Origin of the sequence: Larkinella terrae (assembly GCF_009668025.1) — a bacterium.
Lineage (GTDB): Bacteria > Bacteroidota > Bacteroidia > Cytophagales > Spirosomataceae > Larkinella > Larkinella terrae.
Genome location: NZ_WJXZ01000014.1, coordinates 531,820 through 545,614, shown reverse-complemented (window position 1 = coordinate 545,614; position 13,795 = coordinate 531,820). Strand labels below are relative to the sequence as shown.

10 protein-coding genes are annotated in these 13,795 nt (G+C 51.8%); 6 read left to right on the top strand and 4 right to left on the bottom strand.

Annotated features, from left to right (window positions below; genetic code table 11):
- Window positions 1-27: 27 nt before the first annotated feature.
- The gene (locus tag GJJ30_RS24080; RefSeq protein WP_154177743.1) at window positions 28-1,311 is read right to left on the bottom strand and encodes a M20/M25/M40 family metallo-hydrolase; all 1,284 of its coding nucleotides are present in this window, start codon (window positions 1,309-1,311) and stop codon (window positions 28-30) included.
- A gap of 230 nt (window positions 1,312-1,541) precedes the next feature.
- Between GJJ30_RS24080 and GJJ30_RS32545 the strand changes: the two genes are divergently transcribed.
- Window positions 1,542-1,673: a hypothetical protein gene (locus GJJ30_RS32545; RefSeq protein WP_262885386.1), complete on the top strand. Its 132-nt coding sequence runs from the start codon at window positions 1,542-1,544 to the stop codon at window positions 1,671-1,673.
- 108 nt (window positions 1,674-1,781) lie between these two features.
- Here the strand turns inward: GJJ30_RS32545 and GJJ30_RS24075 are convergent, their stop codons facing one another.
- Window positions 1,782-2,936 (bottom strand): fatty acid desaturase family protein, encoded by a 1,155-nt coding sequence (locus GJJ30_RS24075; protein WP_154177742.1) that lies wholly within the window; start codon window positions 2,934-2,936, stop codon window positions 1,782-1,784.
- Window positions 2,937-3,269: 333 nt separating this feature from the next.
- Here GJJ30_RS24075 and GJJ30_RS24070 point away from each other — a divergent pair, with 333 nt between their 5' ends.
- Both GJJ30_RS24070 and GJJ30_RS24065 read left to right on the top strand, forming a co-directional pair.
- Window positions 3,270-4,283, top strand: coding sequence for a zinc-binding alcohol dehydrogenase family protein (locus tag GJJ30_RS24070; protein ID WP_154177741.1), 1,014 nt, complete (start codon window positions 3,270-3,272; stop codon window positions 4,281-4,283).
- A 253-nt stretch (window positions 4,284-4,536) separates the two neighbouring features.
- A complete protein-coding gene (locus tag GJJ30_RS24065) occupies window positions 4,537-6,789 on the top strand; it encodes an ELWxxDGT repeat protein (RefSeq protein ID WP_154177740.1) in 2,253 nt (750 codons plus the stop codon).
- A gap of 84 nt (window positions 6,790-6,873) precedes the next feature.
- Here the strand turns inward: GJJ30_RS24065 and GJJ30_RS24060 are convergent, their stop codons facing one another.
- Entirely contained in the window at window positions 6,874-8,616 is a 1,743-nt protein-coding gene (locus tag GJJ30_RS24060) for a glycoside hydrolase family 9 protein (protein WP_229313508.1), read from the bottom strand.
- A gap of 381 nt (window positions 8,617-8,997) precedes the next feature.
- Here GJJ30_RS24060 and GJJ30_RS24055 point away from each other — a divergent pair, with 381 nt between their 5' ends.
- Window positions 8,998-9,270, top strand: a complete 273-nt coding sequence (locus tag GJJ30_RS24055; RefSeq protein WP_154177738.1) for a hypothetical protein — start codon at window positions 8,998-9,000, stop codon at window positions 9,268-9,270.
- Window positions 9,271-9,293: 23 nt separating this feature from the next.
- Here GJJ30_RS24055 and GJJ30_RS24050 read toward each other — a convergent pair whose 3' ends face one another.
- On the bottom strand, window positions 9,294-9,851 hold the full coding sequence (locus tag GJJ30_RS24050; RefSeq protein ID WP_154177737.1) for an RNA polymerase sigma factor: 558 nt from the start codon (window positions 9,849-9,851) through the stop codon (window positions 9,294-9,296).
- Window positions 9,852-10,230: 379 nt separating this feature from the next.
- On the opposite strand from GJJ30_RS24050, the gene GJJ30_RS24045 reads away from it, so the two are divergent.
- The gene (locus GJJ30_RS24045; RefSeq protein WP_154177736.1) at window positions 10,231-10,482 is read left to right on the top strand and encodes a hypothetical protein; all 252 of its coding nucleotides are present in this window, start codon (window positions 10,231-10,233) and stop codon (window positions 10,480-10,482) included.
- Between the two features lie 181 nt (window positions 10,483-10,663).
- The gene (locus GJJ30_RS24040) at window positions 10,664-13,792 is read left to right on the top strand and encodes a SusC/RagA family TonB-linked outer membrane protein (RefSeq protein ID WP_154177735.1); all 3,129 of its coding nucleotides are present in this window, start codon (window positions 10,664-10,666) and stop codon (window positions 13,790-13,792) included.
- The last annotated feature ends 3 nt before the right edge of the window (window positions 13,793-13,795 follow it).

Here is a 13,795-nt window from a genome sequence, read left to right as displayed (position 1 = left end):
GTTTTGTCGGACAAATCCCGGACGGTGTTAACGCGTCAGGCGATACAACAACACCGCCGTTCGCTGAATCAGGAAAGGATATTCTTTCAGATTGATATTTTCTTCAATGCTATGCGCACCTTTGCCGGACGCACCAAGGCCGTCCAGACAAGGCAGGTATTCGGCCACGAACGAGACATCGCCCGCCCCCCGCGAACCCGGATCACCCGATTGCACCGGCCCCAGGCCCATGTCCCGGCTGACCTGATCTACCACTTTCCGCAGGTTTTCATTCTTTTCCGACGGCTCCATCGCCGGAATCCCGTCCTGAAAGCTGATCGTGGCCTTCGTAATCGGCAGGCTTTTCTCCACAATTTCGCGCATTCGGGTGCGGGCGCTTTCCTTCTGTTTTTCGGAAATAAACCGCAGGTCGCCTTTTACCAGCGCCGAGGGCGCCACGATGTTGGTTTTGCCGGTGGTCTCGGCGCGGGCTGATTTTTCGTCGTATTTCACATCCGAACCGCCCACGATCAAACCGGGGTTGAACGTCAGGTATTGTTCCTGCCCCAGCACGCGCCGAAACTCGTTCAGAATCCGGGCGGTTTCAAAAATGGCACCGTAACCCAGATCGGTAAAGACCCGCGACGAATGCCCGGTTCGGGAAGCCACTTTCAACGTCCAGCTGCTCGATCCCCGGCGACCGGTTGTAACCACGTTCAGTCCCTGCGCTCCTTCGAACGCCAGCGCCAGGTCGCATTTTTTAGCTCGTTCAATAAAATCCCGGCGACTTTCGGGGCCACCGCTGCTTTCTTCGTCGCCGGTAAAATAGGCTGTGATCGACACATCGTCCAATAAACCGTGGGTGTGCAAGGCTTTCAAAGCCGCCAGAATCAGCACATTACCGCCTTTTATGTCGTTGGTACCCTGGCCGGTCGCTGTTGAATCATTGACCCGCGTGAAAGGTTCGAACGGCAGGCTTTTTTCAAAAACCGTATCCAGGTGACCAATCAGAAACAGCTTTTTGCCGCGTTTTCCGACTCGAGTCGCCACGAGATGCCCGGCACGGTTGAGCGAGTCGGGCAGTTTGATCCACTCGGTTTTGAAGCCCAGCTTTTCAAATTCAGCGGCCAGCAGTTTGCCGTTTTCCCGAACGCCCTCCAGATTGAGCGTCCCGCTGTTGATGTTGACGGTTTTCTCCAGAAATTTCTCGGTTTCGGGTTGCAGTTGCCGGGCGGTGGCAAGGACTTTTTTCTCGACGGGCGAAAGGGATTGAGAATGAGTGGCAAGGTCAAAGCCGAGCAGGGCAACAGCAGTCAGTACAAATTTAGTCATGTTGTGAAAATCATCCGGTTGCGACTCAAATTAAGAAGGATCGGGCAAATATGCGCAAGTTTCCGATAAACGGTTTTCTGTATACAAAACCGTTCACACATTCACTCCTTCATTTGATCGGCACCTTTTGGCGGGCAGGTACGTGGCTTTCAGTCGTCAGGATGTCGGGCGGGTCGTTTTAAAGCCTGAACAATCCAGCTACACCCTAAGCGGAGAAAGAAACGGCAAACATGTTTATCACTCTGGCCAGCGTGAAAGATGGTCAACCGCATGTCTTTCCGGCCAAAGTTCAGAATAGCGATTATACGCTGACCTGCCACAGTGGCAGCCAGATGATTTCGGCGGAAGATCGCCAACCGTAGTAGGCCAATCTACCAGCAGAGCTGTAGCTGCTGGGCATCGGCGGTGGTGATCAGATTCAGACGATAAAAGTACTGAAGCGTTGACCATAAAAGAGGATCTCTCCCGGTTTATCCAATCGGTTGAGAACTACTGATCACCTGTTGGGGAGTACAGACGACACGCTGGGCGGCTACGGTTTGCCCGGCGTGTCGTCCCAGTTTTTTCAGCATATTAATGTGAGAACCGAGCGCATCGAAAATCGACGTTTTCTGGTAATAAGGAAGGCCATATTGCCGGGCGGTTTCCCGAACAATCGGTGCAATAGCCGGATAATGAACGTGGCTGATCGATGGGAACAAGTGATGTTCGATCTGATAATTGAGCCCACCGATGCACCACGACATCAGCCAGTGGCCCGAAAAATTGGCCGTACTTTCGAGTTGATGAATGGCCCAGGCATTTTCGATGTTTCCCTGGTCGTTCTGAATCGGTGAATGAACTTCTTCAATAATGTGAGCCAGTTGAAAAATAACACTCAACACAAAACCGGCCACGAAATTCATCAGCAGAAAACCGATCACCCACTGCCCGAACGTGATATCCGTCAGCAGCAAAGGCAATACGCCCACAAAAAAGACGTAAAGCAGTTTACTGACCAGTAAAACTGCAATTTCGCGGGTTGAAAATGCTTTTGTTAATTTCTGTTTCGCCTTCCGATTGAACTCGGCCACTTGCCGAAAATCCTTGACCAGGAACGAAAATGTCATCAGGCCGTACAGCAAAAACGCGTAAAGGTGCTGATAGCGGTGCATTTTGTGCAGCCGTTGCTGATCGCAGAGCCGAAGAAACGGCTTGCCCGTGATATCGCTGTCCAACTGGTCAATGTTGGTGTAGGTATGATGCAGCGTATTGTGCTGAATTTTCCAGTTATACACATTTCCCCCCAGCAGATAAAGACTGCCGCTGAACAGTTGGTTAATCCAGGGAGAGGTAGAAAACGAGCCATGATTGGCATCGTGCATCACCGACATGCCAACACCGGCAATACCGATTCCCATGATCCCCGACAGGACGAGCATTGCCCAGGCCGGAAATAAATTACTCAGAATCAACACATAAGGAACCAGATAAAGGCTCAACATGCAGATGGCCTTGCCAACGATTGGGGAGCCGCCGGACTTGCAGATTTTGTTTTCCTGGAAGTACTGCTCAATTCGCGTTCGGAGTACCGGGAAAAAAGTAGATTTGTCCTTGTTGAGGAACTTAACGTTTGTCGTCGTCATATTTCATTTGCCGGGTTACAAGGCACCTGTCAACCAATTACTCCTGACGACCGTATTCGCTCCCCTGATTCTATTTGTGCTATTGGTCCACAATGGACTGTGTAAAATCTATAACGAAGAAAACCGTATTTTATACTGTCTCTATAAAATAAATATATTACTAACCCCTAATTAGACCCCAAGAGCCTGTTTTCATATGGATGGAGATTTATAGCCGAAAGGATGTTAAAATATCCTACTATAGTGGTAATAAAATAGAAGAATTCTTCAATCACTTGTCTTTCCTTTGTATTGCCGATTCAGCACATCAGAGAAGCCGGTCATTGAGAGAACATGGAAACCTTAGTATGCACAACACCCGGCCAGTTTGAATACCGGACCGGTGTCAAACCGGAACTGAGCCCGGACCACGCCATCATCAAAATGAAACGCATCGGAGTCTGCGGAACCGACCTGCATTCGTTTCAGGGAACGCAGCCGTTTTTTGAATACCCGCGCATTTTAGGGCATGAACTGGCGGGCGAGCTGGTCGAGTTCGACGGTGCACCCGGTTTTGAAATAGGCGAAAAAGTAACCATTCTCCCCTATTTCTATTGCGGAACCTGCGTGGCCTGCCGCGCCGGAAAAACCAACTGCTGCGTTCAGCTCAAGGTGTCGGGCGTCCACATGGACGGCGGCATGGTCGAATACCTGAAAGTGCCGTCGTATTCGCTGGTGCACGGCGACGGCCTGAGTCTGGACGAACTGGCGCTGGCCGAGCCGCTGGCAATTGGCGCGCACGGCATTCGGCGGGCGGGCGTTCAGCCGGGTGAGTTTGTGCTGGTTATTGGTGCCGGACCGATCGGCCTGGGCGTCATGGAATTTGCCCGGATTGCGGGCGGGCGCGTTATTGCCATGGACGTCAACGAAGCCCGGCTGGCTTTCTGCCGGGAAAAATTGCAGGTCCCCTACACCCTCAACGCCCGCGCCGGTGATGTCACCGAACAGCTCCGCGAGATTACCAACGGCGACATGCCGACGGTCGTGATCGATGCGACGGGTAATCAGGCGGCCATCAACAATGCTTTTCAATACATGGCCCACGGCGCGCGGTATGTGCTGGTAGGGCTTCAGCGCGGGGAAATCACCCTGAGCCATCCGGAATTTCACAAGCGGGAAGCCACGCTGATGAGCAGCCGGAACGCCACGCGGCAGGATTTCGAACACGTTTTGAACTCGCTGAAACAGGGATTGATCGATCCGGTAACTTACATTACGCATCGGGTGCAGTTTGGTGAGGTCAAAGACCAGTTCGCCAGTTGGCTGAATCCGGCCAACGGCGTCATCAAAGCGATGGTGGAAATGTAAACGGAGAGCGGTTTTCATCAAGATTTATAAGAAAAATGGCCATGACCACCGGTTTTCCGGCGGTCATGGCCATTTTTTGATACATTTCTCCATTTGTCCCCCCCTATCAAAACCGGATTTGTCAGGTATTTCCGAATGCCGCCGGTTATTGGGTCAGAGAGACCGGTTATTTATTCTGACTCGCATCTGGTTACATCCCGGTTCTACTTTTACGGCATTCGTCACGATTCCACACCATTTACTATTGAACATCATGAAGAAATTTACGTTTCTTTCTCTTATGCTGACCTGCTGGCTTCCCTTCCTTTCGGCGAATGCCCAACCGATTTCCCTCAAAAGTTTTCCCGGCGGAATTACCGAAATCATCAATCTCAACGGAAAAATCCTTTTCAGCGCCAACGATGGCGTCAACGGTTTTGAACTCTGGAAAAGTGACGGCACGGCCGCCGGTACGGTTTTGGTGAAAGACATCAATCCCGGCGCGGGCAGCTCGTCACCGGTTCGGATGATTGTCGTCAACGGCGTCCTGTATTTTGCCGCTTCAAACGGCACGGCGGGCGTTGAACTCTGGAAAAGCGACGGCACGACCGCCGGAACCGTCATGGTGAAAGACATTCGCGCCGGAGCCCTCGACTCCACCCCGGCCTGGATGACCGACGTTAACGGTACGCTCTATTTCCGGGCCAACAACGGCATCAACGGCTCGGAAGTCTGGAAATCCAACGGTACTGAAGCGGGTACGGTTTTGGTGAAAGACATCAACTACGGCATCGGTGAAGCCAATCCGCAATACCTGACCAATGTCAACGGTACGCTCTTTTTCAAAGCCAATAACGGTTCCAGCGGCCTCGAACTCTGGAAAAGCGACGGCACGTTTAACGGAACGGTCATGGTGAAAGACATCAACCCCGGCCCGAACGAATCCAGCATTTCGTACCTGGCCAACATGAATGGCACCCTTTACTTTGTGGCCTGGCAAAGCAGCACGGGTAACGAAGTCTGGAAAAGCGATGGCACGGCGGCCGGAACCGTCATGGTGAAAGACATTTATCCCGGCCCCTCACCTTCTGAAGCCTACGGTTTTACGAACCTGAACGGAACCACTTATTTTAAAGCGTATGACTTTAACTGCAGTTCGGAACTCTGGAAAAGCGACGGCACGACCGCCGGAACCGTCATGGTGAAAGACATTTTCCCCGGCAGCGAGCAGGGCGGATCGCCCGGTGGCCTGACCGTTATGAACAACCAGCTTTTCTTTGCCGCTTATTATCCCAACCTCAGCCGCGAGCTTTGGAAAAGCGACGGTACAGCTATCGGAACAAAACTGGTGAAAGACATCAGTCCGGGTCTGGATGCTTCGGAACCGACCAATCTAACGGAAATGAACGGCGTTTTATACATGAACGCCAAAACCGCTGCGACCGGTTTCGAACTATGGAAAAGCGACGGAACCGAAGCCGGAACCTTACCCGTTGGAGAAATTAACCCCGGTCCGGCGGATGCATCGCCTTTTGAGCTAACTCCGATTAACGGTGTCCTGTATTTTGCGGCCACCGGCTCCAACGGCCAGAAACAACTGTTCCGCCTGAATCCCTGCGTGAATCCGCCCGCGCCCAACCTGGGGGCCAATGGTCAAAATAAAGTAACTGTCACCCAGAATTCGGCCCCCGTTGTGTTATCGGCTTCCAACTGCAACGGCCAATTGAACTGGTCCGGCCCCGGCGGACCGAACAACAATACCGGTACGGGCAACATCACCGTTCCAACCTCCTTCACCGGAACGTACGTGTACTCGGCCACCTGCCTGGTCAATGCCTGCCTCAGCCCGGCAGCGAGCGCGACGGTTGTGGTGCAGCCGGTGGTCAATAACCCCAATCCGGGCGGTAACCCCGGATCGGTTACCGGTAACTTTGAAGGCTATCTCGACAAGGTCGAATGCGGCACCATCCGGGGTTGGGTCTGGGACAAAGACAAACCCAATACGGTGATGAAACTGGAGTTTTTCGCCAACGGCAACTCCATCGGCACCATCGACGCCAACATTTTCCGGCAGGATTTGAAAGACCAGGGCAAAGGCAACGGCGAGCATGCGTACAGTTTCCCGACCCCGGCAAGCATCAAAAACGGGCAGACGTACTCGATCAGTGCGAAAGTTTACAACAGCACTTATGTCCTGAAATGGGCACCGAAAACCCTGACCTGTCCGAGCGGCAGTCGACTGGCGACCGAATCAGCCGAATCGCAAAAACCGCTTGAGGTAACGGTGCTGGGAAATCCGATCCAGAATAATCAGGTGGAAGTCAATGTGCGGGGTGCTGAAGGAGGACCGCTCCGGTTTTTGCTCACTGACCTGCAGGGCCGCCCGCTCGCCGAACGGCACATCGAACAGGCCACAGCGACGGAACATCAGCGGTTTTCGGTAAATAACACCACATCGGGAATTCTCCTGCTCCGCGTGTCGAACCTGCGTGAATCGCAAACCATCAAGCTTCTGAAAACCAATTAAGTACACTAGCCCACTTCATAAAAAAGGAGGTTTGTCGACCGCAATGGGTTGGTAAACCTCCTTCGCTTTTTCCGACAACCGGTTCTACAGATCCGCCTGCAACGCTTCCAGCGCGCCCGCCAGATACACCAGCGGAGCGTTCCAGTTAATAGCGATTTCGTTGGACGCGTAGGAACACGATGCGTCGATAAACATCTCATCCGCCGAGGTCGCCGTGTAGCCCTCGCATTTGTCCTGTTTGGGCGCATTGCCATTCGGGCCGCCCGACAGCAAACCGGGAACCGGCGCTTCGATGCCATCGGCCACCGACGGACGGTGGTGCGGATTCATGACCGGTTTATCGCCAAAACCGGTGACGAAGCAGTATCCCGTCGCGTTCCGGCCCAGCAGGTAATCGAGGTTCGTCAGCGCAGCCCGCAGGTATTTTTTGTCGTTCGTCAACCGATACGCCTGAATGAGCGCGACGCCCTGATTGGCCGCCACCGAACTGCTGCCCCAGATGTAATCGCGGGCGGTTTTGCCCATAACCGTCTGATAAGCCTGTTTGTCGACGTCCTGAATCAGTTCGTCGGCCAAACCGGTTAGCTGTTGTTTCAGTCGCGGAAAATCCTTTTTTCCCAATGGCGTTAGCGTTTTTTCAAACCGGGCCAGGGTGTAATAGCCCAGCAACCGAACCTGCGCCCAGGACGGCAGGGGCATTTTGTTGTCCGGAAACAGGTTGACGGTTTTGTAATACGTATCATCTTTTGTCGTCACGTATAACTCAGCTGCGGCCCAGATCCACTCATCGCTCGCGTCGCGGTCGCCATACTCGCCGGTGACCACATCCGGGTCGAATTTCTCATTCAGGACATTCTGGCGGTAGAGTTGATCCGGATTTTTCTTTGCCCACTCCCAAGCCCGCACGGCCGCCGTCAGGCAGGAATCCGCCAAACCAGGCAACTCGCGGTTGAACGGTTTGAAAATCCGGCTGGCCTGTGCCATGACAGCGGCAAAATCGAGGGCTGCCGTCACGCTTTTCTGCACCACATATCGTTCTTTCGTGGCTTTATCCGGCATCACCATGCCGTCGAAGCGGGCGTTGGTCAGCTTGTGGTACACCCCACCGTCGGCCGGGTCCTGCATCGTCAGCATCCAGCGCAGGTTCCAGAGCGATTCGTCCAGAATGTCCGGCAGTGCATTGCCGCTTTCGGGAATAGCGGTTTTGAATGTCCGGCAAAACGGCGGAAAATCTTCGTACAACGAAAGCAAAGTGCCGGTCGTAATCCCCGAATTGACAATGTATTTGTTGTAATCGCCCGCATCGTACCAACCCCTCGGCGACGACAAAACCGTGCCCGCCGGACGACCCGCTGACACCGCCGACGGATGCACCAGCACCTGATTATCTTCTTTCACATGCCCCGCCGGACGGCTCCAGCGGCCCGCATATTTTTCCGGTAAGCCAACCGAAACGCGCTGGTAATAAAAGCCTTTCAGCGAACCGATTGCCACGGCGCGGTGCACGTCGGTTTTGATTTCAAACGGTTGGGAATGACCCAGGCCGGGAATCAGAACGACGAATATCCCGGCGGTTTTCAGGGCCGAGAAGTCGGCGGTTCGGGCGGTTTTTCCGGAAATGCTGTTCTGACGGACTTCACTGAGTTGCCCCTTGAAAACGACTTTCTTCAGATCCGGTGTCGTTACCTGAAACGCCGTCGGGCTGTCGCCCACCACAATGGCGATTTTGGCGGCTTTCGGGTAAAAACCGATCTGGTTCAGGCGAATGGCGGGTGCAATTGACTGGGCTTGAAGAATATTGATCCTGATAGCCCAGAAAATGGCCATCAGGATTTGAAGTCGGGCGGTTTTGGGAAATCGCATCGTTTTCGGGTGAAGTTACGTTGAAATTATCTGAAAATTGTGACACTTCCCGGCAAACACCGTCTCATTAAAGCTGAACAAACAGAACTTTCGAAAAATATACTTTTGTTTTGTTACAAAACAAAAGTATATTACAGGATAGTAGTTCCTATGACCCGAAAACAACTACTGATTTTACACCTTCGGATGCAGCTCGCAACGCTTAAGCAAGTATTACGAGATCAAGCTGATGAATTAACTGAAAACGAAAAGAATCAACTGATTGACCGGATAGCAGAACTCCTGAAAATTATCCGGGGGCTCGAAGAAGCGTAGAACGAGCGGTGTTTTTCAACAATAAATCATATGGAAATTACGCAAAAAAAGAGCGTACAGGAACTCCTGGCTGAATCGGATAAGCTGATTGAAGAAGGAAAACGTTTTCTGGTGTCGGAAGGGAAAGTGCTCGACCTGAGTGATTGGATTACACTTCAGGAATATACAAAACGACACAATCTGAAAAGTACAATGGTTGTGAGCAATTGGATTGCCCGCGGTATTGTACCACCGGAAAATGTCTTTGTGGTTGATGAGTTAAACGGAATCAAGCTAATTCTGAATAAGAAGTACAAAGAATAGCCAAAACCGCTCCGGCAAAACTGTTAAACCGCTCCTACGTATTCTTTGAGGTGAAACCGGAGGGTTCGCAGCGACTGCATGATGTGGTATTCGACCGTCCGTTCGGGGATACGCAGCAGCAGGGAAATCTGGCGAACCGAGTGGTTTTCCAGGCGGTTCAGGCGGAAGATTTGCCGGGTTTTATCGGGCAGATGCGCGATGCCAACTTCGAGGGCTTTGTTCAGATCTTCGTAAGCCAGCAGGTTTTCGGTCTGGTAGTCGGATTCGGAAAGATCGGCAATCTTGAAATTTTCGTATTTCTGCCGAATAAGCAGGGCCTTGATATGGTTCAGGATTTTGTATTTCACCGCTCCATATAAATACTTCTTCAGTTCGTCGATCTGAATTGTCTCCCGTCGTTCCCACAAGTCCACAAAAAGGTCCTGAATCAGTTCTTCAGCGTTCTCCTGTGAGTAAAGTTTCTTCCGGGCCACGACAAAAAGAGGATGCCAGTATTTGCGATAAATCGCCTGAAAAGCCTCTTCATCACCAGTCTGGAGAAGTTTTACCAATACGACATCACTTAAAACCGAGTATTCCATAGAAGCTTGCTATAGTGGGTCTACCTGAACGTTTTTGCAGCGTTCGCTCTCCGAAAAGACTAAAATTATATTCTAAGATTTCCATTTTAACCCTACGCCCTATCCTGTACTTACCTGTGCTAAACTTTTTGATAAAAAAATCACTAAAAACCGGAGCTTGGTTTATTTCAATTTTCACTTAGTATAATAACCATCGGGTAAGTGTTTCACGTTTGCGATCGCTGATGAGACAAAACAAAGAACTTTTAGTGTCTTTCGTTAAGATAATATAAATATTCTACTATTTTACAGAACGATTTGCGGTTTTTTTTCTCAGGATTGACGTATATATAAAGGCTATTCCTTCCCCTGAACTGATTATTCCGGTTTTATACTGAGAATGCAAACGAATCGCAGCGATTTTCTGGAACTGCTCCAGCGCTACATGGACGGCAGTTGCTCATCTGAAGAAAAACAGATGATGGACTATTGGTATGATTTATTGGATCAGGAAAACGAAGACAAAAATGGCAGCCTGCCCAGACATCAATTGGAAGAACTCCTCTGGGCCAAAATTCTACACCGAACACAGGCCGAAAAAGAAACCGACAATCAGACCATCCATTTAAAATGGTGGCAGCACGACGGTTAATTTACCAATGCCCAATCGCTTTTTCATTATTCACTAAACCCGCTACCTATGCTCCGAAACTTTTACTCTCTCGCCTTCCAAAGGCCAGCCCCACGGTGATCCCCGTTTTAACCTGTAGTTCTCAAACTACCTACTAATCAACCCGTTGATAAACTGAAAAATATCCTTAACTAAAAAAGCAATGAAAAAACCCTTACAATTGATACCCATTTCGGGTAACTTCATCCGGGCTTCGTTCGTTCTGCTGTGTCTGCTCACGCTGGCTGCGACGCGCCTGTATGCCTACGAAAATGCCCCACTCGACCGGACCATCACCGGGAGCGTCAAAGATGAAAAAGGAGATGCGCTGCCGGGCGTCAGTGTCGTGCTGAAAGGCACCACCCGGGGTACAACCTCCGTTGCCGATGGAAGCTATCGGTTGGATGTTCCGGAAAACAATGCTACACTGGTCTTTTCGTTCGTTGGCTACCAGTCACAGGAAGTTGCAGTTGGTAATCGCACCAAAGTCGATGTGCAACTCGCCGTAGGCGATCGCTCCCTCGAAGAAGTCGTCGTGGTGGGGTACGGTTCGCAGCGGAAACAGGACATTACGTCTGCGGTTTCGGTTATCAACATGAAAGACATCGGTGAGCAGCCCGCCAACAACATGAACCAGATGTTGCAGGGGCGCGCTGCGGGGGTCGTTGTCAAAACGAAAGCGGGAACGCCCGGTGGTGCCTTCGAAGTGCGCGTGCGGGGTGTCGGTTCGCTGGGGGCTGGTAGTAACCCGCTGTACGTAATCGACGGTTTTGCAGTGGGTACATCTGTCGGCCAGAACCTGAACCCGAATGACATCGAAAGCATTTCGGTTTTGAAAGATGCCGCTTCGACCGCTATTTACGGAGCCAGAGGTTCCAACGGGGTCGTTTTGATTACGACCAAAAATGCGAAAGAAGGAAAAACCAATGTGGGTTTTTCGCTCGACTACGGTATTCAGTCGCTGCCGATGACCCGGCGGGTGAAAATGCTGAACGGAGTGGAATTCGCCCAGTTCAAGAAGGAGATTTTTGAAGACCAGATCCGCATTCTGCAAAAACGCGAGCCGACACTTGACGAGGTGCCCATCGGTTTTCGTTATCCGGAACAAACGAAGTATTCAACGGACTGGTACGGCCTGATTCTGCACAACAACGCTCCGTATACCGACGCCAACCTGAACATTACCTCCGGTCAGGGCCCCTTGAAAGCCATGATTTCGGCGGGTTATTATAAGGAAGAAGGAACCGTCAAGAAAACCAATTATGACCGGTTTTCGATTCGTTCCAACCTCGGTGGACAGGTCAACAAATTCATCAACGTTGGTTTGAACATTAACGGAACGTATACACGCCAAAACCTGGCGAACACCGACGGCAGGAGTGCGTTGCTGGGCGGTGCCTTGCTGATGGACCCCCGCGATACGCCTTACAACGCGGACGGAAGCCTCAAACCATACAGCAATGGCGTCGACGGCGTATTCGGTTTCCCGAACCCACTGTATGTACTGGAAAATGTACTGCGCCGAAGAAGCATCGCCGACCTGTTGACCAACGCGTATGTTGAAGTCTCGTTCCTGAAGGACTTTAAATTCAGAACTTCCGCGAACATCAAGCTGAACAATAACACGTATAAGGAATACGTCCCGTCGACGATCGGTTTGTCCGTTGCATCAGGTACGGCGGGTGCTCCTCCGCGGATTGCGACCGAAACCGATAACACGGAAGAGCTGGTCAACTATTCATTGGATCAGTTGCTGACCTACAATCCGAAAATCGGTGATCAGCATAGCCTCGATTTCCTGGTGGGTTATACGGCTCAGCAGGAGCGCGTACGCGGATTTACCGGTTCGGGTAATACGTTTCCTGATGACCTGGTTCCGTTCTTAGGATCAGCCTCGATCCGTTCGTCGACTTCCTACGAATACGGCTGGGTGAACCTGGCGGCTCTGGCCCGGGCCAACTATTCCTACAAAGACAAATACCTGCTGTCGGCTTCGTTCCGTCGGGAAGGTAGCTCCCGGTTCGGGGCTAAAAACAAGTACGGTAATTTCCCGGCGGCTTCGGTGGGCTGGCGCATTTCGGAAGAGTCGTTCATGCCAAAAACGGACTGGCTCTCCGACCTGAAACTCCGCGCCAGCTTTGGGGTGACGGGGAATAACGACATCGGTAACTACCCAAGCTTAGCCTTCGTGGGCGCCAACAACTACATCCTGGGCAATGCGTTCGCAGCCGGGAAAGTGGTTAGCTCGTTTGCCAACTCCGAACTGAAATGGGAAAAATCGAACCAGTTGGATCTGGGGATGGACGTTGCGCTGTTCAACAACAAGCTGACGCTGAACCTGGAATACTACAAAAAGATTACCAACGACATGTTGCTGCCGATTTCGATTCCGGCGGTATCCGGTTTTACCACCAGCTTGGCCAACATCGGTAAGGTTCAAAACAGAGGGGTTGAAATCGGTGCCGATTTCCGGACCAACATCGGGCCGGTCAATTTCCGCACCAACGCCAACATCACCTTCAACCGCAGCAAGATTCTGGCGATCAAAGGTGCGAACGACATGCTCTACTACGGTAGCTTCTACGGCGGTTACAACGTACAGAAAGTGGGACGCCCGATCGGTATGATCTACGGCTACAAGAAAATGGGTATTTTCAATACACAGGCCGAAATCGATGCCTGGCCGAAGCAGGATGGTGCCATTCCGGGTGCGATGAAATTTGCGGATACCAACGGCGACGGAGTGATTACCTACGACACGCAGGACATGGTGGAAATCGGCAATCCAAACCCGGCCTTTACCTGGGCCTGGACCTTTGCCGCCGATTACAAGCGGTTTGACCTGAACGTGATGTTCGTAGGTGCGCAGGACTTCGACGTGTATCGGAACATCGAGGCTTCGACGATGAACATGGACGGCGTGTTCAACGTGCTGGACAAAGCCAAAGATCGCTGGCGGTCACCGGAAAACCCGGGCTCAAACCCGAACGCGAAAAACTCGCAGGGCGGTACCAGCTACTTCAAATGGTCGCGCGAAAGTAGCGAGCGCTATGTCTATGACGGTAGCTACATGTGGCTGAAGACCGTAACCATTGGCTACAACCTGCCGAAAGTGAAATCAATCCTGAGCGATGCGCGGATTTTCGTGACGGGCAACAACCTGCTCATGTTCACGAAATACCCGGGTAACAACCCGGATGCCGGGGTGCGCGGTGGAACCGAGCTGAACAACGACGATGAGTCGTATCCCATTCCGAGAACATTCGCTGCGGGTATCAAATTAAACTTCTAATCG